This window comes from Qipengyuania sp. 902 (assembly GCF_051195295.1).
In the GTDB taxonomy this organism is placed as follows: Bacteria; Pseudomonadota; Alphaproteobacteria; order Sphingomonadales; family Sphingomonadaceae; genus Qipengyuania.
The window spans coordinates 171,532-188,790 of sequence record NZ_JBNJLJ010000004.1 but is presented as its reverse complement, the minus strand read 5'-3'; the positions used below and the strand labels follow the sequence as shown (position 1 = coordinate 188,790).

Genomic DNA, 17,259 nt, shown 5'->3' with positions numbered 1-17,259 from the left:
CGCATGAACTGCGATTAGGCCTCAAACAGATCCGAGTTTTTTTCGCGCAGGCGCTGACGGGCACGGTACAGGCGCGTTTCGACCGTCTTCTCCGTCACGCCAAGTAACTGCGATACCTCGCGGTGGCTTCGTCCTTCCACGGCGACCAGGACCAGCGCTTCACGTAGCCGGACTGGTAACCTTTCGATTGCCCGTGAAACTTCATAGAGCATTTGCCGGTCGGCAACCACGGTTTCAGTGCCTGGCTCGTCAGAGGCAATCGGAAGCTCCGGATCGAACGACCCAATGCGTAGGAGTTGCGCCACCTTGCGCCGTCGTAGCCTGTCACGGCATTTGTTGAGTGTTACGGTCGTAAGATAAGCCGCAATCGGTTTGGCGGGATCCAGCTTGGCTCGTGCTACCCATGTTGATGCAAGAGCAGTCTGCAGAGCGTCCTCGGCCTCTTCCGTAGATCCAAGCATTCGGCGGGCGAGCCCAAGAAGTCGCGGCAAATGGGGTTCGACAAGTCGGCCGAACGCCGTCCTGTTGCCAGCCCTGACCTTTTCGACGAGGCCGGATTCAATAGTGTCGTCGAGCCCCTGCACGTATGGTCATTCGTCGGCTTCGCCGGTCAGCGACAAGGAAACCTGACGATCAAAACGCGCCTTTTGCTCGGGTTTCAGCAGTGCGCGCATGGCGAAAACATGGCCGACTGTGGCCTTCTGTAGGTCGCCCATGCGACCGTGCACATCGTCGATGGCTGCAGCTACCTGGGGGCCGTATTCGTGCTCCTTGTCCATAGCGACCGCGAGCCTGGCATTGGCTGCGCGTAGGGAGCTTTCAAGTTCATTTCGCTCGACGGTGAAGCGTGCCTCGAGCTGCTCGAGCTGCTCCCTCTGTGAAGCGTCGAGGTCGAGCTCATCGTGGACAAAGTCATGCAGTGTCTGCGGATGCGCGGCTTCGCGCCATTCGCCTATGGCAAACGCACCGATACACCCGGCCGCCAATGCAATCAGGACGGCAATCGTAAATTGGAATGCGCCGATCTTCATGGCTCGACGTGCAGCAACGCAGCAGGAGAAAGGTCTGCGCCATCTACGAGACGGAAGCTTGCAGTCTCGGCACTTGCCGGCGCTGCGGTCGAACCAATACCGGCACCGAGTCCGACGAAGGCCATTGCCGCAAACAACGCGAAGCGGGCGCGGCCTGAGGCCTTCGCCTCGAACTGACCAGCTCGAGCCCAGACCCCTTCCATGAAACCGTTGGGTACAGACGGGTCGCGCATGTTCCCCAGGCCCGCTAAGGCGCGATCTAAGAGTTCGTGGTTGTTCATTCGGTTCTGTTCCTTCGCTACCTATACGAAGACAGCGCATTTGACCCTCACAACTTTTTTCGAGGGCTTCGTAAGGGCTGGGCGTATACCGAACATGACGCTCTCTCGCATCCTTCGTTCGCACTTCGCCCTTCTCATAGCCGCGGCTCTTTCTTTGCCGGTCACCGCCAGCGCGCACGATGGCCACAAGAACGACATGAGCGATGCCGAGATGGCCCAGATGGAAATGCAAGGAGACGCGGAAATGCATGGAGCGCCCTTCGCGGTTCGCGAACCATCGGCCGTGGGAATTACTGAGCCCGCCACCGCGACGGCGACAACTCAGTTGACCGCGGAACAGGCTCTCAAGGCAAAGATAGCTGAGAACAGGATAACATCGGCGGGGGACCTATTCGGGCGACTTCATCCTATCGCGGCACACTTCCCCATCGCTCTGCTATTGATGGCTGCGATCGCAGAATTTTTTTTATTCATGCGTCCAGCGTGGGGACTTGAAACCACCGTGCGCTTTCTCGTTTCCGGTGGAGCCATCGGCGCTGCGTCGGCCGCTGTCTTTGGCTGGTTCGCAGGAGGCTGGCGCCTTGAAGATCGGTCGGAGACACTCGCTCTTCATCGGTGGAACGGGACGGCAATCGCAGCTGTCGCAATTTTAGCCACATGGCTGGCATTTCGTCCTGGAAGCAGGATGGCACTCCGTTTCGTAATTGCCGTACTGGCGGTGGCTCTGGTTATCCAAGGCTATCACGGAGGTGAAATGGTGTTCGGCCCCAATCATCTTGGTTTGGAGTAACCTATATGCAAACGACTCTTTTAAGGCGAACGCGGACCTTCGGGCTGCTTCCTCTGATCACCGCCAGCCTGGCCGCATGCGGTGCGTCCTCCGAACCGGCACCCGATCAGAGCGCGGCGAGCGAGGCGAAAATCGACACGCCCGCTACTACCATTGCCACGCCGGTTGCAGTCGAGAATGCTACTGAGAGAGACGATTCCGGCGCGGCGTCGTCTGACATGCCGGCGTCCAGCCCAAAGCCAGCAACTACGCCAGACAAGCCCAAGACAGGGGCGGCATCTCCCACACCAACCCGACCCGCGCCCGCTCCGTCACCATCCGCCACGAACGATCCGCACGCCGGTCATGACATGACCGGCATGTCGGACGAAGACATGAAAGCCATGGGGCACGATCATGACTAAGCCAGCTTTCGAAATTCGTCGCCTGCTTCCGATCCTCGGCGCAATGCTTCTTGCAGCATGTACCGGTGCTGCGCAGGCTGCGAGCTACACCATGTTCCGCGATCCCAGTTGCGGATGCTGCGAAGACTGGGCCGATCATGTTCGCGGAGGCCTTTCTGCGGAGGTTGTCGTACAGGACAGCCCGGACATGGCGGCGGTCAAGGACGGGCATCAGGTGCCCGATGATCTGCGGTCGTGTCACACGATGGTGGTGGATGGCTTTGTAATCGAGGGCCATGTCCCCGCAGCCGATATTGCGCGCCTTCTCCGTGAGCGCCCTGCGGGCGTCGAGGGACTGGCTGTAGCCGGAATGCCTCTTGGATCGCCCGGCATGGAAATGAACGGCCAGACCCAACCCTATCAGGTGATCGCTTTCGGCAAATCAGGCCGTACCGTCTTCAATACCTACAACTGATCAAGACGAGGAGAATCAACATGAAAATACTGATTGGATTGGTCGCAGGTCTGTCGCTGGCCGGACCCGCTCTGGCGCAGTCAAGCGAGGCGCCCGCAAGCGATGCTCAGGCATCCGGTGAAAAGCCCGAGATGTGCGAGATGATGCACAACGGGATGAAAATGCAGGGCATGATGATGAAGGGCAAGGATGGCAAGATGTCCTGCTGTGTGATGGACTACTCCAAGATGGATCATGGTATGATGGGTGATCATCAGTCAGGCGCCAAGCCCGATGGCGACACTCCGTCTGGGGAAGCACCTGCAGAAGATCACGCGGCGCATAAGGGTCATGGTCCGGGTTGAGCCGACCTCATGACACAAAAATCATAGCCCTGTTGGGCGAGCAGTTCAGCGAGCTTGCTTTTCCAGCAGGGCAATAAGTTCGGCGATCTTGGTTCGCTGATCATCCTTTGAGCCAAGTTTGACCGCTTCTTCCAGGCAATGGCTCGCGTGGATTTTGAGCACTTCCATGCGGGCTGAGCGCAAGGCGGCCTCCATTGCCGCAAACTGCTGGAGGATGTCGATGCAATACCGGTCCTCTTCCATCATCTTGGCAATGCCACGGGCTTGGCCTTCGATCCTGCGCATGCGCGCGATCTCTTTCTCGAACTTCGTCTTCATACGCTGTTCCATGCCAGCTTTGTCTCCTCGCGCCAATCTCCCCCGAGGCGTTACGACACTTGATTTTCCGAAGGTCACATACTATACCCCCCTACAGTATATTGAGAGGAGAGTCGACATGTCGAATTCGTCCGATGTTCCGAGCATCAAGGTGTGGGGATGGACGCTCAGCGTCTTTCTCCTAGCGTCCTATCTGATTTGCATAGGCTTCGGCCTCGCGGTTCCTGGCAGGTTTCACATGGTTGAAGCATGGGCACCGCTTCTGCCGGGCTTCGAGTGGTTGACGCCCCTTGGGTTCGCCGCCGGGGCGATCGACAGCTTTCTTTATGGCTGGTACATCGCCGTCATCGCGGTCCCGCTGTATAGGTACTTCAGCAAGCGGGGCGCCTGAATTCTCGAGATAGAGGCAAGGGCAATGCAAGAGAAAGATCAACCGTCGCTCACTTTTCTCGGTGCAACAGGGACTGTCACGGGCTCACGCTACCTCGTCGAACAGGGGCGACGGCGGATCTTGATCGATTGCGGTCTTTTTCAGGGTTTCAAGCAGTTGCGCCTCCGCAACTGGAACCCCTTTCCGGTACCGCCGGAAAGCATCAGCGATGTGCTCCTTACGCATGCTCACCTGGATCACTCAGGCTATTTACCCGCGCTTGTTCGGAACGGGTTCCGCGGCAAGATTCACGCCACGCCGTCGACCACCGAACTCTGTGGCCTTCTGTTACCCGACAGCGGGCATCTGCAGGAAGAGGAAGCCCGATATGCAAGGCGCAAGGCCTTTTCGAAGCATCGCGACCCGCAGCCTCTTTACACGCTGGATGATGCGAAGGCCGCGCTCGGGCATTTTGATCCGGTTTCGTTCGATACGGCGCTCGATATGGGCGACCGCATATCGGCGCGCTTTATACCTGCTGGGCACCTGCTGGGCGCGGCATCGATACGGCTGACCATCGACGGGCGCGTCCTCCATTTCAGCGGCGATGTCGGTAGACCGACAGACCCGATGATGCGCAGTCCCGATCAATTTTCTGGAGCAGACATACTCATAATCGAGTCGACCTATGGCAATCGCACGCATTCGCCTGTCGACGCCGAAGCTGAACTGGCCGAGGTCATCAATAAGGTCGTTGGCCGGAGAGGGACAATCCTCGTGCCGGCATTCGCTGTCGGACGGGTCCAGGGGATTATGCTTCAGATAGCGCGGCTGCGCGAACGCGGAGAAATCCCTGACATTCCAGTCTATCTCAACACACCCATGGGCGCCAACGCGACCGACATCTATCATCGGCACCATGGCGAACATCGAGTGAGCTGGGACGATTGCAGGGCCATGTTTGACTTGGCCGTGCGTATACGAACGGTCGAGGAGTCGAAGGCGCTCAACCGGGATGTAGGCCCGAAGATAATCGTCTCAGCAAGCGGCATGCTTACCGGCGGCCGCATCCTGCACCACGTCGTCAGCTTCGGCCAAGATCCGAAGAACGCGATTGTGCTCTCCGGTTTTCAGGCCGGTGGCACCCGCGGAGCAGCTCTTGTTAGCGGGAAGCGCGCGCTCCGGATCTTCGGTGAGGATATTCCAATCCGTGCTGAAGTCATCCAGCTCGAAGGACTTTCCGGCCATGCGGATGCGGACGAATTGCTTGCGTGGATGGGCAAAGCGAAGCCGCCGCAAATGACTTATGTGACGCATGGCGAACCCGATGCCGCAGATGCGTTGCGTTTCCGGATCGAACACGAGCTCGGCTGGGATGTCCGTGTGCCAGAACACCTCGAACGAGTTTTGATCAGGTCCCCGCAATGAGCGACAATGTTCACTCCATTCCGCTGGTTCGTGCCGGTATCGACACCTACCGCCAACCGGTCGTCTTCATGCACAAGGATTGCCACCTCTGCCGGGCGGAGGGCTTCAGCTCACTAACCCGGGTCGAAATCACACTTCGTGAACGGAAGATCATCGCTTCGCTGAACGTGGTCACCGATGCCGATTGGCTCGCGCCGGACATTGCAGCTCTCAGCAACTCGGCTTGGACCAGTCTTGGTGTCCGGCCGGGGGACGAGGGCTTCTTCGGACACGCCGAGCCGGCAGAGAGCACGTCTGCCATTCGCGCGAAAGTCTATGGTCAAAAGCTGGCGCAAGATGACTTTCGGGCAATCGTCAAAGATGTGCTGGCCTTCCGCCTTTCCGATCTAGACCTCGCTGCCTTCATCGCATCGTGCGCGGGAGACCGGTTGGACGTCGATGAGACAATTGCCCTGACCCGCGCAATGCAGGATGCAGGGCAAACCCTCGACTGGGGCGAGGGAATGATCCTCGACAAGCACTGCGTGGGGGGCCTTCCTGGCAATCGCACTACGCCGATCGTGGTCGCTATCGTTGCGGCTGCGGGCTTTCGCATCCCCAAGACCTCTAGCCGAGCGATCACTTCTCCGGCCGGGACCGCCGATACCATGGAGGTGATGACCCCCGTCGCGCTCAGAATCGCGGACCTGCGCCGGGTAGTCGAAGCCGAAGGAGGATGTCTTGCATGGGGCGGCGAGCTCGACCTCAGCCCGGCCGACGACTTGCTGATTAGGATCGAGCGCCCGCTCGATTTCGATAGCGACGGTCAACTCGTGGCGAGTGTCCTGTCCAAGAAGGCTGCTGCGGGCTCGACCCGCGTCCTTATCGATATTCCGGTGGGACCTACCGCCAAGGTTCGGTCGCCAGAAGCGGCTGTGTCGTTGGCAGCCAGAATGGAATCTGTTGCTGCTGCGCTCGGCCTCAATCTGCGCATTCACGTGAGCGATGGATCGGCGCCGGTCGGGCGCGGTATCGGGCCCTCGCTCGAGGCACGCGACGTGCTCGCCGTCCTGAGGCGACAGGCTGATGCGCCTTCGGACTTGCGTGAACGTGCGCTCGATCTTGCCGGTTCGCTGCTTGAGCTTGCTCAGGGCAATGGGCCGATCGGGCGCGAGCAAGCAGAAACGCTCCTCGCCAGCGGTGCAGCGGAGGCCAAATTTCGCGCTATCTGCGAGGCGCAAGGGGGCTTTTTCGAGCCCGGGCTTGCCCCGTTCCATGCGGTCGAGACGGCGCCTGTTGGCGGTGTAATCGCCGAGATCGACAATCGAAGGATTGCACGGATCGCCAAACTTGCCGGCGCGCCCGGTCGCAAGACCGCCGGAGTTCTATTGCATAAGCGGCCCGGCGAGCGTGTCGATCAGGGCGAGCCCCTGTACGAAATCCACGCCGAAACCTCGGGCGAGCTCGATTGGGCAAGAGACTATGCGCGCTCGAGCGCTACGGCCTTCACGATTGGTGAAGGGCAATGAGCGTCCTTCTCTTCTTTCCAGGGATGGAAGCGCTTGCCACGCAGATTGTCGAGCGAACCGGGAATCATGCCCACCCGGTCGATCTGCACCATTTCCCCGACGGTGAAACCCTCGTCACTTTGCCCGAACAGCTTGTCGATCAGGACGTAGCTATCCTCGCGACCCTGCACGAACCAGACCCCCTCGCGCTCCCTTTGACCTTTACAGCCAGCACTGCGCGGGAGTTCGGAGCAAGGTCCGTCGGCCTCATCGCGCCCTATCTTGCCTACATGCGCCAGGACCAGCGCTTCGCTCCCGGTCAGGCCGTCAGCGCGCCGATATTCGCACGCTTCCTTCAGGAGAGCATCGACTGGCTGGTTACTGCCGATCCGCACCTCCACCGGGTTCATTCGCTTGGCGAGTTGTTCGAAATCCCCACGCGGCGCGTCGAGACTGCACCGCTGCTTGCCGAATGGATCAAGGCGAACGTGCCTGACGCAGTGTTGCTGGGCCCGGATGGCGAGAGCCGGCAGTGGGTTGCCGAGGTCGCACAGCGCGCGGGCCGTCCATTCGAGGTCTTGGAGAAGGTTCGCAGCGGAGATCGCGAGGTGCAGGTAAGCGTTCCTCAAAGCGAGGCGCTGCTGGGTGGAACGCCCGTCATCCTAGACGATATTGCGTCCTCGGGTCGGACGATGATCGAGGCGATCGCGCGACTGGCCGATGCCGGATGCAGCCCGCCCATTTGCGTTGTCATCCACGCTGTCTTTTCGGGCGATGCCTACAACCAGATCCTCAATGCTGGTGCTGCGCGGATCGTCACCACCAACTCCATTTTCCATGAGAGCAACGCAATCTCGTTGGCTGGCCCCTTGTCCGATGCCGCCGCCGAACTAACCGATAACACGTGACCCAAGAGTAACGCCCATGAACGAGCAAGAACTTCAACACGACGAACATCATTGCCACCAACACGGTCATGGCGACAAGGCGCCGAAGGATGGACGCTACGATAGCGTCCCGGAAGGTTACGCCGGTGCGGTATATACATGCCCCATGCACCCGCAGGTGCGGCAAACGCACCCGGGCTCCTGTCCCATTTGCGGTATGGGTCTGGAGCTCGAATCCGCGGCGATGCTGGATGAGGGACCGAACCCGGAACTCGTCGATTTCACACGGCGCTTCTGGGTGGGAACGGTTCTCACAATTCCTTTGCTCGTCCTTACAATGGGGCCACTGCTAGGGTTCTCCGGCATTCGCGAATTCCTTGGAGAACGCGCCACCCTTTGGATCGAACTGGTATTGGGGACGCCGGTGGTCCTTTGGTGCGGCTGGCCTTTCTTGGTGCGGGCGTGGAATTCGTTCCGAACGATGAACCTCAACATGTTCTCGCTTATCGGGATGGGCGTAATCGCGGCCTGGCTGTTCAGCGTGGTTGCTGTAATAGCTCCGGATATTTTCCCTGACGGCTTCCGCGATGCTGAGGGCCATGTCGGCGTCTATTTTGAAGCAGCAGCGGTTATTGTGACGCTGGTCCTGCTAGGGCAGGTCATGGAACTGCGTGCTCGCGAAGGCACAGGCAAGGCAATCCGCGCATTGCTCGACCTTGCAGCGAAGACAGCGCGGGTCATCCGTGATGATGGCAGCGAGGAGGAGATCCCGCTCGAACACGTCCATGTCGGCGACCGCCTGCGCGTGCGACCCGGCGAGAAAGTGCCGGTCGATGGCGAAGTCGTCGATGGCAGGTCCTCCGTCGATGAAAGCATGATTACTGGCGAGCCTGTTCCGATCGAGAAGGTCGCTGGCGATCCCGTGACCGGGGCTACGATCAACGGCACTGGCAGCCTCGTGATCGAAGCCAAGCGGGTTGGATCGGACACCATGCTTTCGCAGATCGTCGAGATGGTGGCAGCCGCGCAGCGTTCGCGCGCGCCGATCCAGAAATATGCGGACAAGGTCGCCGGCTGGTTCGTGCCGGTAGTGATCGGGGTGGCCGTGCTCGCGTTCATCGCCTGGGCCATCTGGGGACCAGAACCCACCCTGGCCTATGCCCTGGTCGCCGCAGTTGCCGTGCTGATCATCGCCTGCCCCTGTGCGCTTGGCCTGGCCACGCCAATGTCGATCATGACCGCGACCGGCAGGGGCGCGCAAGCTGGCGTGCTGATCAAGAACGCCGAAGCGCTGGAACGCTTCGAGAAGATCGACACGCTGATCGTCGACAAGACCGGAACGCTCACCGAGGGCAAGCCAAAGCTTGTGGCCGTCCTGCCCCAGCCGGGAATGGATGAAGAGGAAGTCTTGCGAGTGGCCGCATCGCTCGAACGCGGCTCCGAACATCCCCTGGCGGAAGCCATTGTGAATGGTGCCGAGGAGCGAGGCATCGCCTTGGTTGAAGCCACGGAGTTCGAGGCGGTCACCGGCAAGGGTGTGCAGGGCAAAGTCGATGGGCAAGCGGTAGCGCTCGGTAACAAGGCGATGATCGAGGACCTCGGCCTCACCGCGGGTGATCTGGTCGAAAGGGCCAACCAACGCCGTGATGAAGGCGAAACCGTGATGTTCGTAGCCATCGAAGGCGTGATTGCCGGGCTCGTTAGCGTGGCTGATCCGGTCAAGGAAACCACGCCAGATGCGCTCAAGGCACTGCATGCTCTTGGCCTGCGCATCATCATGGCGACGGGCGACAACGAACGCACGGCCAAGGCTGTTGCAGCGCAGCTTGGTATCGACGAAATCCGCGCCGACGTCCTGCCCGAAGACAAGGCTCGCATCATTCGCGAATTGCAGAATGGCGGGGCCAGGGTGGCCATGGCAGGCGACGGGGTGAACGATGCCCCCGCACTGGCACAGGCCGATGTCGGCATCGCCATGGGCACCGGCGCCGATGTCGCTATCGAAAGCGCAGGCATAACTCTCGTGAAGGGCAATCTCGACGGGATCGTCCGTGCTCGCCGACTTGCCCAAGCGACCATGCGCAACATCCGGCAGAATTTGTTCTTCGCGCTGATCTACAATGCTGCCGGCGTGCCCGTTGCAGCAGGGGTGCTCTATCCGGTCATGGGAATGCTCATCAGTCCGATGTTCGCCGCGTTTGCGATGAGTGCATCCTCGATCTCGGTGGTCCTCAACTCCCTGCGCTTGCGGACGGCAAGGCTGTGACGGAAGAGCACCATAACCACAGTGCTGGTCAGCATTCGCACGGCGGATCAGAAGAAAAGGGAAGCATCACGCTCGGCGGCGCTGTTGCCATGGGCACCGGCGTGATGATCGGCGCGGGTATCTTCGCACTCACCGGACAGATCGCAGAACTCGCCGGACCATTGTTCCCGCTGTCATTCATCGCCGGCGCCATCGTCACTGCCTTGGCGGCATACAGCTACATCAAGATGTCCAACGCCTGGCCATCTTCAGGCGGCATCGCGATGATCCTGCAGAAGGCATACGGCCCCGGCACCGTAGCCGCTGCGGCTTCGCTGCTTATGGCGCTTTCGATGGTGATCAACGAGAGCCTCGTCGCGCGCACATTTGCCACCTATGCGCTTCGCCCCTTCGAGATGCAGGACAATGGCCTGCTGCAGTCTGCACTCGCCCTGGCGCTGATCGTGTTCGCCTATCTCGTGAATGCTTCGGGCAATCGCTCGGTGAGCATGGTCTCGATTGTCATGTCCGCAATCAAGATCGGCGGTATCGCGATCTTCGCCATTGCCGCGCTCTGGGTGAGCGGGTTCTCAGGCGGAGCTTTTGCCGAACCCACAACCGGATTCGGATGGGAAGGCATGGTTGCTTCCGTCGCCTTCTCGATCCTTGCCTTCAAGGGCTTCACGACTATCACGAACAGCGGCGGCGAGATCGTTGACCCACACCGCAATGTCGGGCGCACGATCATGATCGCCATTGGCATCTGCGTCGTGACTTACCTCCTCGTTGCGGCTGCAGTGGGTGCGAGCCTTGGTATCGACGAGATCGTGGAGGCGCGGGATTACTCGCTGGCGGCCGCTGCAGAACCCGCGCTTGGCCGCGTAGGGTTCTGGTTCACGATTGTGATCGCCATTACCGCGACCGCCTCTGGCGTCGTGGCGAGCGTGTTCGCCGTATCCCGCATGCTGACAATGCTCACCGAGATGAAGATGATCCCGCACAGCCACTTCGGAATGAAAGGTAGTCTGCGCAGCCACCTGTTGGTCTACACAGTGGTGGTCGCCGGAGTCCTTGCGGTCCTGTTCGACCTTTCCCGCATTGCTGCCCTTGGCGTGTTCTTTTACCTGGTCATGGACATGCTCGTGCATTGGGGCGTCCTGCGGAACCTGCGCAAGGAAATCGGTGCGCGGGCCGAGATCCTGCTGGCAGCATTGGCAGCTGACCTGGTCGTCCTGGGTGCCTTCACCTGGACCAAGTTGCAGAGCGACGCGATGATTGTCCTCTACGCCGCCGTGGGGATCGCCGTTGTCTTCGCCGGAGAACATCTGTTCCTGCGTCGCAAGGAAGCTACTGAAGAAGAGCCCGCCTAGCGGTGCAAACGTTGGGTTTTGGAGGCGAGAGTCATTTCTGGTTCTGGGAAACACAGCGCGAAGACCGGAAGCCATCCCGAAGTGTGGCTGGCCGTTCAAAGCTTGCTCGTCGCCTTCCTTTGGGAAATGCTCCAGATGCCGTTCTACGTGATGGATGGCATGACAGCTTGGGCAGTAACGAAGAGCTGTGCGCTCGCGTCACTTGGCGATGCGGGCATCATGGTTGGTGCGGCATGGATTGCTGATCGGCTAACTGGCGGCGGTCTCTGGCGCGAACGTCTGACTTCGCGGCCCGTGGGGATATTCCTGGGTGTTGGACTGGCCGCAACCGCTGCGATCGAGTGGATGGCACTGCGGAGCGACTGGGGTTGGAGCTATGCCCAATCAATGCCTACTCTGCTCGGCATTGGGGTAGTGCCTCTCGCCATGTGGGTAGTCGTCCCACTGGCGTCGCTGGGCTTGGCGCGACGAATGGCTTAAACGTCCTTTAGGCCGCGCTTCTTATTTCCCCACACAACAGCAACTTAGCCTCGCAGCCAAGACATCGCTCGGGGCACCTTGAGACCTTCTTCGTTCAGGGACAGCGCTTCCCCGCTGGGAACGAAACGGTTTCGCGTCCCGTTAAAACCAGCAAACTGAGATGGAGAAGCAGCCATATCAATTGCCCTGCTAATAGGCGTAATTCTGTTCATCGCGGCCTTGTGGATGCACATCGGAATAATCCGCTTGGCGAAGCGCACAGTTGCGACAAGCACGCCCGGCTTTTTCAACTTGAGCCTCGCGTATCTTATCGTTCTCGCCAGTCACCTGGCCGTTACAGGCCTTTTTGCTGTTGGGTTTGCCGGTGCAGCCGGTCTCGGACTCGGCGGCTTCGAGAAGGAGCCTGTCATGAGCGCCATGGACCTATACTACTTCTCGCTCATCAACATCACCACGCTCGGACTCGGAGACATCTATCCGACCGGGCACCTACGCGCGCTTGCAGGGATCGAATCCCTAACCGGCTTCCTTCTGATCAGCTGCACGGCGCAATTCGTTTTCCAGACAATGTCGGAACAGGAGAAATGATCGATGCCTGAGCATAAGCAACACGGCGGCGGGGGCAATTACTGGCGCTTCATGGCAATGGTGGCGACATCGACCGCGATCATGTTTGGCCTGATGTATCTAAATACTTACGAACTCGATCACGTGTTCTGGAGCGAGACGCGCTTCTGGATGACCTTCGTCATGGGCGGCATGATGATGATCGTCATGCTGCTCTTCATGTGGGGGATGTACAAGGACAAGACCAAGAACTTCATCATCCTGGGGGTTGGTGCCCTAACCTTCGCGGTGGCGCTCTGGTTGGTTCGCAGCCAGGCGACCGTCAACGATGAAGAATATATGGCAGCGATGATCCCCCATCACTCGATCGCCGTCTTGACCAGTTCGCGAGCAGAGATCACCGATCCGCGTGTTCGCAAGCTCGCAGACTCCATCATCGAAGCGCAAGTCAAGGAAATCGCCGAGATGAAGATGTTGATCGAAGACATCGAGACCAATGGCGAAATGGGCGATGGCACGCCTCTCCCCGCACGGACTACCGACCTAACTCCGGAACTCTTGGAGGAAGCCAAGAAAGCACTCGAGCGCCCAGTTGAACCTGATGTCCGTGAAGAGGTCACAATCGGAGAGTGATCCTCGCCAGTGCCGTCTGCTTTTGTCCGCCTGTGCCTTCGACTTGAAGGTCCGGAATTGGGGCGCAAAGCCGCCATCAATGAAGGGTGAAACCTTCGTGGCAACTGGACAACGAAGAAGGGGATGGAATGTCATTTGAGAAGTTTGGTGGCTGACCCCGAGAGGTGAAAATTCCACCAGAGGCGCACAGACTTGCAGCCAGCTGCGCGCCGCCTAGAGACTCTCATGACAAAGAAAAATGTGAAAGGCACAGCGTCCTACGCAGACGCTCTGCTCATCTGCCAAAACCTTGGCGAACTTACCGCCTACGAAATCGCCGGCGACCAGATCCTAATACCAGATGATGATGACAGTTCCTCCAGCATCGCCCGGTCGCTCGTCCTCATGCCGGGTGTCAGGCTAGCTTCTGACGAAATGGCTGGAGGCATCGCCATGCTTGGGACTAGCGCCCTTGGGGTGCGATGTCTGACCCATTCTGACGGCAAGCGAACTCCTGAGTTCACTGTGCTGTTCGCAGAGAATGGCAAAGCCGAACGCTTTGCAGGCATGCGTCCATGGTTTGATAGGGAAAGCGGCCTTTATCTCCTCCCAGATGAAGACACGGCTGCAGGCAACCCTACGTGCTTCAAGTTCGACCGTGGCCTGCGCAAGGTCGCGCAGCCTTGGTCCGACGAAGCCGACCGGCATCGCGGTATTGCCGAAGCCACGACGCTGCTTCTGGAGGAAGGGGCCGATAACCGGCCAGGCTGATCCCAAGAATGAAGTGACGGCTCGGCGGTAAGGCCGAGTAGAAAATGAAATAAAGTGGGGAGGGTGAGCTCGGCCAGAGCGGCCTCCCCCGAAGGACTATCCAAAATGAATATGATTAGCCTGCAATGCCCTCTCCAGGGCGAACCCGTGCTGCCGCCTACTACCTACAAGACCTTCAGGACGCAGAGCCGGTTCGGCGCATTCGTGAGCGCATCCGGACTCTCGTGCGAGGGCGAAGATATGAGCGCCCACGCTGCGGACGGGTTCTATGCGGACCGGGAAGCGAGCGTGGTGATCACCGCCACTTCTTGCGACCGACCGCTGTTCTTCCCCGAATGCGAGGCGCTGGCCCAGTTCCTGCTGATGGACCTTGTGCTGATGCGGTTCGATCCGCTCCTTGGTGCCTCGTTCGATGTGCTGATGGCCGGCAGCCAGAACTGGCTCTGCGACCTCCTCGCCTGGCGCCGTGAAGGCGGCGACATGTGGCTGGTGCCGGCACGGGCTTCGGGTCCGCACTTTTGCCTGAACGAGAGCGGGCTCGAAGCTTGCGAAGGCGCTCCTTACGCAAATGGGTTCGAGCGCTACGCCGGCATCATTCGCGCCATCGAAGCTCCTTCGTTCGAAGGGAGGTTCTGATCATGGCTCAGCTTCCTTCTAGGAATATCGATACCTTCGAGCACGTGGCCGAACCGCTGCAGACGAAGCTGAGCGTGTTCGTCCACGACCTTTGCGACGAGCATCCAGATTTTGCCTTCTCGCGCCATTGGTACAAAGGAAAGGAGAATAGGGTCGGTGTGGAACCTTGGCTCAATAAAAAGCTCTTTCCCGGAGAAGACCCCCGGTTTGGCTGCGCGGCCAAATACGACCTGCTTCTCCCACCTACGGCCCCGGGGGATCTTGGCAGGTACGGAACCCTCGTTGACCGGTTCGATGACACGCTTCCGGATTATGAGCAGCACGCGATGATCCACGTGAAGATCATGCTCGATCCGGCTGAGGCATGGCATGTCGGCTTCGAACGCGTGCGCAGCTACGCGCGCCATCACTTCGCGCATCGCTTCGCGACGGTCCTCATCGCGCATATCCCGGGCCTCGCTGGCCTTAAAGGGCAAGGCAACCACGTCCATTGCGCGGTCCTCTCCCGCGAGATCACCATCAATGGCTTCGGCGGTGCCTGCAGCGATTTGTGCAGCGATCGTGGCTACGAGGCGGCGCTTGCTGCCTGGCGTAAACACAAGAAAACCTGGAAGGTGTCGGCATGAGCGAGGCAGCAAAGACTGGCCCCTCGGCCCTCCTTGCAGAGCATCTTGCTCGCAAGGGGCAAGAAGAACTCGACAAGATGCAAGTCACCATTGACCTCGCTCGCCAGCTTCTGGCGGGCGGGGAGGTTCAGCCATACGCGGACGGCGAGAATCCCTTCGAAGTCGCTCCATATTCTTGGGAGACTTCCGAGCCTAGGGGTCATGCTCCGAGGCGTATTTTTCTCGGGACCGTAAGCGAGCTGGCAACGGGCACGGGCCATACGGTCTATTTCGCGGCTGGCCTCGCTCGGGATGAGGATGATTTCCGTCGGCAGTTGGCGGCTCACATCGGGCACACGCTTGCCAATGGCGCGACGGTGAATGTGGGACTCGGGTACTTTCCGTTCTCCAAGACCTTCATTTCGCATTCCCTCCGCCAGATTTTGCAGAAGTTTGATGAAGGTCGGAATGCGCCAGCGAGCTTTCTCTATCTCGGTAGGTGGCATGAAAATCGCTCTTGAAGGCATGCTGCCCGCAGGCTCTCTGCCGGGTCCAGCAGGACTGGGAGAGGGCATTCAAACATTCCCGTGAGTTGGAAAAGAGAATAACCGAAATGAAGAACATCCTGAACCGAAGCGACCTGCGCATTGCGATCCTCGACGTCGAAGCATCAGCGCTTGAGGCAGGTAGCTATCCGATCGAAGTGGGTGTGGCGCTCGTGCGCGGAGCTTCTGAGCCTATCGGTGTCGGAGCAAAGCTGATCCGGCCGACCTCCGACTGGCTCAAGACCGGCTTGTGGTCGAAATCTTCTGAAGCGGTACACTGCCTTCCGCTTGAGCGCGTGCAGCGTGAGGGTGAACCTGTCGAAGCGGTTTGTGACTGGCTAAACGGTTTGCTCGGCATAGACACCATCGTTGCCTCAGATGCTCCCAGATACGATCAGGACTGGCTCGACACGCTGTTTACTGCTGCAGGGCGCGAGCAGAGGTTCAGGATTTTCGACTTTCAGATCCTCACGCGGGATTTCAGCGCTGACCAACATCACCACTTGGCGTATCTATTGCGGCGAGATCCACCGCCCCATCGCGCGGCGGCGGATGCCTTGCGTCTGACATCGAGGTTGATGGAAACGCATTGGGGGCATCCGCCGCGCTCAGAGCCTCTTGTACCAAATCCAGTTTGATCGGGACTCTTGAGTTACCATCGCTGCGGGTCGCGTTCGTCGATTAATTAGGGGCACCCTTTCCAGAGTTAGCTGAACGAAACCTCGCATTCAGTTCTGATTTGCGGAAGAACAGGCATCGACCAATCCGGATATAGGGAAGCTGTTTGGTTTCCACCAATCGATAGATCTTACGTCGTTTCAGCCCGCAGTATTTTGCAGCAGCTGCGGCGCCTTGGATCAGATCGTACTCAAGCATTCTGAATTCCTGAAGAGAAAGATTGCACTTACAATTCATATTCTATCCGGCTATCGGTGGGCGACAAGACCTGATCCGAAAAATTTTTCAAGGAGCTGCGAGTTGGAGTTTGGTTACGGGAAAATCGAAGACTTTTTGGCGGTCACGCATGGCGTCGTGCCAACCAAACGCGGCGCCCTTAAGGGACGACTGAAGAATTTTCAGCGCCTGTCATGGCCCGAGGGAACCAACCAGGGGAAAGGTGCCAAGGTCCGATACACGGTCCGCCAAGCCTTGAGCTTGGCGCTGGGTTTGGAGATCACCCAGCTGGGACTGTCGCCTGAGGGGGTAATTCACCACATGAAGCGCGCAGGACCTCTGGTTCCAATCGGTCTTCTACATGCTCTCGACACCTTCGAGCAGAACAAAGGGCCAACCTATCTAATTCTGTTCCCTCAAACGTTGAGCAACTTCCGAAACCCTGACGAACCGGGGCATCTTTGTTCAGCGGTGATCGCCACTCAGAACGAATTTCCAGCGATCCTTCGTTCGTCGATTTTTCAAGTGAACCGGTTCTCCTTCATCGATCTCACCTCAGTTCTAGGTGGGTTTATCATAAACCTACTCGGAAAAGACGGCCCCCTTAAAGAGCAACTCCGCGGCGACCTCTTGGATTGGGAGAAGGACGAAAGAGTCGCGAGGTTAGAGAGCATCACAAAAATGAAAAATAGGAACTCAAATGTCGATACGTAAGCGGGTCTGGACTTCGCCGAATGGTA

At 59.1% G+C, this 17,259-nt stretch carries 22 protein-coding genes; 17 read left to right on the top strand and 5 right to left on the bottom strand.

What is annotated here, in order from left to right; all coding sequences use genetic code 11:
• Positions 1-14 precede the first annotated feature (14 nt).
• The 3 genes from ACSH0F_RS13215 to ACSH0F_RS13205 are packed head-to-tail and all read right to left on the bottom strand — an operon-like array spanning position 15 to position 1,312.
• Positions 15-584: an RNA polymerase sigma factor gene (locus tag ACSH0F_RS13215; RefSeq protein ID WP_435203548.1), complete on the bottom strand. Its 570-nt coding sequence runs from the start codon at positions 582-584 to the stop codon at positions 15-17.
• A 6-nt stretch (positions 585-590) separates the two neighbouring features.
• On the bottom strand, positions 591-1,031 hold the full coding sequence (locus tag ACSH0F_RS13210; RefSeq protein WP_435203546.1) for a Spy/CpxP family protein refolding chaperone: 441 nt from the start codon (positions 1,029-1,031) through the stop codon (positions 591-593).
• Positions 1,028-1,312: a hypothetical protein gene (locus tag ACSH0F_RS13205; protein WP_435203544.1), complete on the bottom strand. Its 285-nt coding sequence runs from the start codon at positions 1,310-1,312 to the stop codon at positions 1,028-1,030. Before ACSH0F_RS13205 ends, ACSH0F_RS13210 begins: the two co-directional genes overlap by 4 nt.
• Positions 1,313-1,406: 94 nt before the next feature.
• Here ACSH0F_RS13205 and ACSH0F_RS13200 point away from each other — a divergent pair, with 94 nt between their 5' ends.
• The 3 genes from ACSH0F_RS13200 (at position 1,407) to ACSH0F_RS13190 (ending at position 3,304) form a co-directional block, all read left to right on the top strand.
• Entirely contained in the window at positions 1,407-2,102 is a 696-nt protein-coding gene (locus tag ACSH0F_RS13200; protein ID WP_435203542.1) for a DUF2231 domain-containing protein, read from the top strand.
• A 396-nt stretch (positions 2,103-2,498) separates the two neighbouring features.
• Entirely contained in the window at positions 2,499-2,960 is a 462-nt protein-coding gene (locus tag ACSH0F_RS13195; protein WP_435203540.1) for a DUF411 domain-containing protein, read from the top strand.
• Positions 2,961-2,980: 20 nt separating this feature from the next.
• Positions 2,981-3,304 (top strand): hypothetical protein, encoded by a 324-nt coding sequence (locus tag ACSH0F_RS13190; protein ID WP_435203539.1) that lies wholly within the window; start codon positions 2,981-2,983, stop codon positions 3,302-3,304.
• Positions 3,305-3,349: 45 nt separating this feature from the next.
• Here the strand turns inward: ACSH0F_RS13190 and ACSH0F_RS13185 are convergent, their stop codons facing one another.
• Entirely contained in the window at positions 3,350-3,634 is a 285-nt protein-coding gene (locus ACSH0F_RS13185; protein WP_435203537.1) for a metal-sensitive transcriptional regulator, read from the bottom strand.
• 106 nt (positions 3,635-3,740) lie between these two features.
• On the opposite strand from ACSH0F_RS13185, the gene ACSH0F_RS13180 reads away from it, so the two are divergent.
• From ACSH0F_RS13180 to ACSH0F_RS13120, 13 genes are all read left to right on the top strand, one after another.
• Positions 3,741-4,013 carry a hypothetical protein gene (locus tag ACSH0F_RS13180; protein ID WP_435203535.1) on the top strand — a complete coding sequence of 91 codons (273 nt, stop codon included), beginning with the start codon at positions 3,741-3,743 and terminating at the stop codon, positions 4,011-4,013.
• Between the two features lie 24 nt (positions 4,014-4,037).
• The gene (locus ACSH0F_RS13175) at positions 4,038-5,420 is read left to right on the top strand and encodes an MBL fold metallo-hydrolase RNA specificity domain-containing protein (RefSeq protein ID WP_435203533.1); all 1,383 of its coding nucleotides are present in this window, start codon (positions 4,038-4,040) and stop codon (positions 5,418-5,420) included.
• Positions 5,417-6,928 (top strand): thymidine phosphorylase family protein, encoded by a 1,512-nt coding sequence (locus ACSH0F_RS13170; protein ID WP_222553341.1) that lies wholly within the window; start codon positions 5,417-5,419, stop codon positions 6,926-6,928. Before ACSH0F_RS13175 ends, ACSH0F_RS13170 begins: the two co-directional genes overlap by 4 nt.
• Positions 6,925-7,815, top strand: a complete 891-nt coding sequence (locus ACSH0F_RS13165) for a ribose-phosphate diphosphokinase (protein ID WP_435203531.1) — start codon at positions 6,925-6,927, stop codon at positions 7,813-7,815. Before ACSH0F_RS13170 ends, ACSH0F_RS13165 begins: the two co-directional genes overlap by 4 nt.
• A 16-nt stretch (positions 7,816-7,831) precedes the next feature.
• The gene (locus ACSH0F_RS13160) at positions 7,832-10,060 is read left to right on the top strand and encodes a copper-transporting P-type ATPase (RefSeq protein WP_435203529.1); all 2,229 of its coding nucleotides are present in this window, start codon (positions 7,832-7,834) and stop codon (positions 10,058-10,060) included.
• A gap of 89 nt (positions 10,061-10,149) precedes the next feature.
• Positions 10,150-11,409 (top strand): APC family permease, encoded by a 1,260-nt coding sequence (locus ACSH0F_RS13155; RefSeq protein WP_435203737.1) that lies wholly within the window; start codon positions 10,150-10,152, stop codon positions 11,407-11,409.
• A 726-nt stretch (positions 11,410-12,135) separates the two neighbouring features.
• Positions 12,136-12,477: an ion channel gene (locus tag ACSH0F_RS13150; protein ID WP_435203527.1), complete on the top strand. Its 342-nt coding sequence runs from the start codon at positions 12,136-12,138 to the stop codon at positions 12,475-12,477.
• Between the two features lie 57 nt (positions 12,478-12,534).
• Complete coding sequence (locus ACSH0F_RS13145; protein ID WP_435203736.1) at positions 12,535-13,089, top strand: DUF305 domain-containing protein; 555 nt, start codon at positions 12,535-12,537, stop codon at positions 13,087-13,089.
• A gap of 225 nt (positions 13,090-13,314) precedes the next feature.
• The gene (locus ACSH0F_RS13140; RefSeq protein ID WP_435203525.1) at positions 13,315-13,839 is read left to right on the top strand and encodes a hypothetical protein; all 525 of its coding nucleotides are present in this window, start codon (positions 13,315-13,317) and stop codon (positions 13,837-13,839) included.
• Positions 13,840-13,944: 105 nt separating this feature from the next.
• Complete coding sequence (locus ACSH0F_RS13135; protein WP_435203523.1) at positions 13,945-14,475, top strand: hypothetical protein; 531 nt, start codon at positions 13,945-13,947, stop codon at positions 14,473-14,475.
• Positions 14,476-14,477: 2 nt separating this feature from the next.
• Positions 14,478-15,101, top strand: a complete 624-nt coding sequence (locus ACSH0F_RS13130; protein ID WP_435203522.1) for a hypothetical protein — start codon at positions 14,478-14,480, stop codon at positions 15,099-15,101.
• Positions 15,098-15,601 carry a hypothetical protein gene (locus ACSH0F_RS13125; protein ID WP_435203520.1) on the top strand — a complete coding sequence of 168 codons (504 nt, stop codon included), beginning with the start codon at positions 15,098-15,100 and terminating at the stop codon, positions 15,599-15,601. The genes ACSH0F_RS13130 and ACSH0F_RS13125 overlap by 4 nt, the downstream gene beginning before the upstream one ends.
• A gap of 92 nt (positions 15,602-15,693) precedes the next feature.
• Positions 15,694-16,263 carry a hypothetical protein gene (locus ACSH0F_RS13120; RefSeq protein ID WP_435203518.1) on the top strand — a complete coding sequence of 190 codons (570 nt, stop codon included), beginning with the start codon at positions 15,694-15,696 and terminating at the stop codon, positions 16,261-16,263.
• A 43-nt stretch (positions 16,264-16,306) separates the two neighbouring features.
• On the opposite strand, the gene ACSH0F_RS13115 is transcribed toward ACSH0F_RS13120, so the two are convergent.
• Complete coding sequence (locus tag ACSH0F_RS13115) at positions 16,307-16,501, bottom strand: helix-turn-helix domain-containing protein (RefSeq protein WP_435203516.1); 195 nt, start codon at positions 16,499-16,501, stop codon at positions 16,307-16,309.
• Between ACSH0F_RS13115 and ACSH0F_RS13110 the strand changes: the two genes are divergently transcribed.
• Positions 16,478-17,233, top strand: a complete 756-nt coding sequence (locus tag ACSH0F_RS13110) for a hypothetical protein (protein WP_435203740.1) — start codon at positions 16,478-16,480, stop codon at positions 17,231-17,233. The genes ACSH0F_RS13115 and ACSH0F_RS13110 overlap by 24 nt on opposite strands.
• Positions 17,234-17,259 lie beyond the last annotated feature (26 nt).

Coding starts and splice junctions, on each gene's coding strand:
- ACSH0F_RS13210 (WP_435203546.1), bottom strand. CDS start 1,031: ATGAAGATCGGCGCATTCCAATTTACGATTGCCGTCCTGATTGCATTG.
- ACSH0F_RS13205 (WP_435203544.1), bottom strand. CDS start 1,312: ATGAACAACCACGAACTCTTAGATCGCGCCTTAGCGGGCCTGGGGAAC.
- ACSH0F_RS13200 (WP_435203542.1), top strand. CDS start 1,407: ATGACGCTCTCTCGCATCCTTCGTTCGCACTTCGCCCTTCTCATAGCC.
- ACSH0F_RS13195 (WP_435203540.1), top strand. CDS start 2,499: ATGACTAAGCCAGCTTTCGAAATTCGTCGCCTGCTTCCGATCCTCGGC.
- ACSH0F_RS13190 (WP_435203539.1), top strand. CDS start 2,981: ATGAAAATACTGATTGGATTGGTCGCAGGTCTGTCGCTGGCCGGACCC.
- ACSH0F_RS13185 (WP_435203537.1), bottom strand. CDS start 3,634: ATGGAACAGCGTATGAAGACGAAGTTCGAGAAAGAGATCGCGCGCATG.
- ACSH0F_RS13180 (WP_435203535.1), top strand. CDS start 3,741: ATGTCGAATTCGTCCGATGTTCCGAGCATCAAGGTGTGGGGATGGACG.
- ACSH0F_RS13175 (WP_435203533.1), top strand. CDS start 4,038: ATGCAAGAGAAAGATCAACCGTCGCTCACTTTTCTCGGTGCAACAGGG.
- ACSH0F_RS13170 (WP_222553341.1), top strand. CDS start 5,417: ATGAGCGACAATGTTCACTCCATTCCGCTGGTTCGTGCCGGTATCGAC.
- ACSH0F_RS13165 (WP_435203531.1), top strand. CDS start 6,925: ATGAGCGTCCTTCTCTTCTTTCCAGGGATGGAAGCGCTTGCCACGCAG.
- ACSH0F_RS13160 (WP_435203529.1), top strand. CDS start 7,832: ATGAACGAGCAAGAACTTCAACACGACGAACATCATTGCCACCAACAC.
- ACSH0F_RS13155 (WP_435203737.1), top strand. CDS start 10,150: ATGGGCACCGGCGTGATGATCGGCGCGGGTATCTTCGCACTCACCGGA.
- ACSH0F_RS13145 (WP_435203736.1), top strand. CDS start 12,535: ATGGTGGCGACATCGACCGCGATCATGTTTGGCCTGATGTATCTAAAT.
- ACSH0F_RS13140 (WP_435203525.1), top strand. CDS start 13,315: ATGACAAAGAAAAATGTGAAAGGCACAGCGTCCTACGCAGACGCTCTG.
- ACSH0F_RS13135 (WP_435203523.1), top strand. CDS start 13,945: ATGAATATGATTAGCCTGCAATGCCCTCTCCAGGGCGAACCCGTGCTG.
- ACSH0F_RS13130 (WP_435203522.1), top strand. CDS start 14,478: ATGGCTCAGCTTCCTTCTAGGAATATCGATACCTTCGAGCACGTGGCC.
- ACSH0F_RS13125 (WP_435203520.1), top strand. CDS start 15,098: ATGAGCGAGGCAGCAAAGACTGGCCCCTCGGCCCTCCTTGCAGAGCAT.
- ACSH0F_RS13120 (WP_435203518.1), top strand. CDS start 15,694: ATGAAGAACATCCTGAACCGAAGCGACCTGCGCATTGCGATCCTCGAC.
- ACSH0F_RS13115 (WP_435203516.1), bottom strand. CDS start 16,501: ATGCTTGAGTACGATCTGATCCAAGGCGCCGCAGCTGCTGCAAAATAC.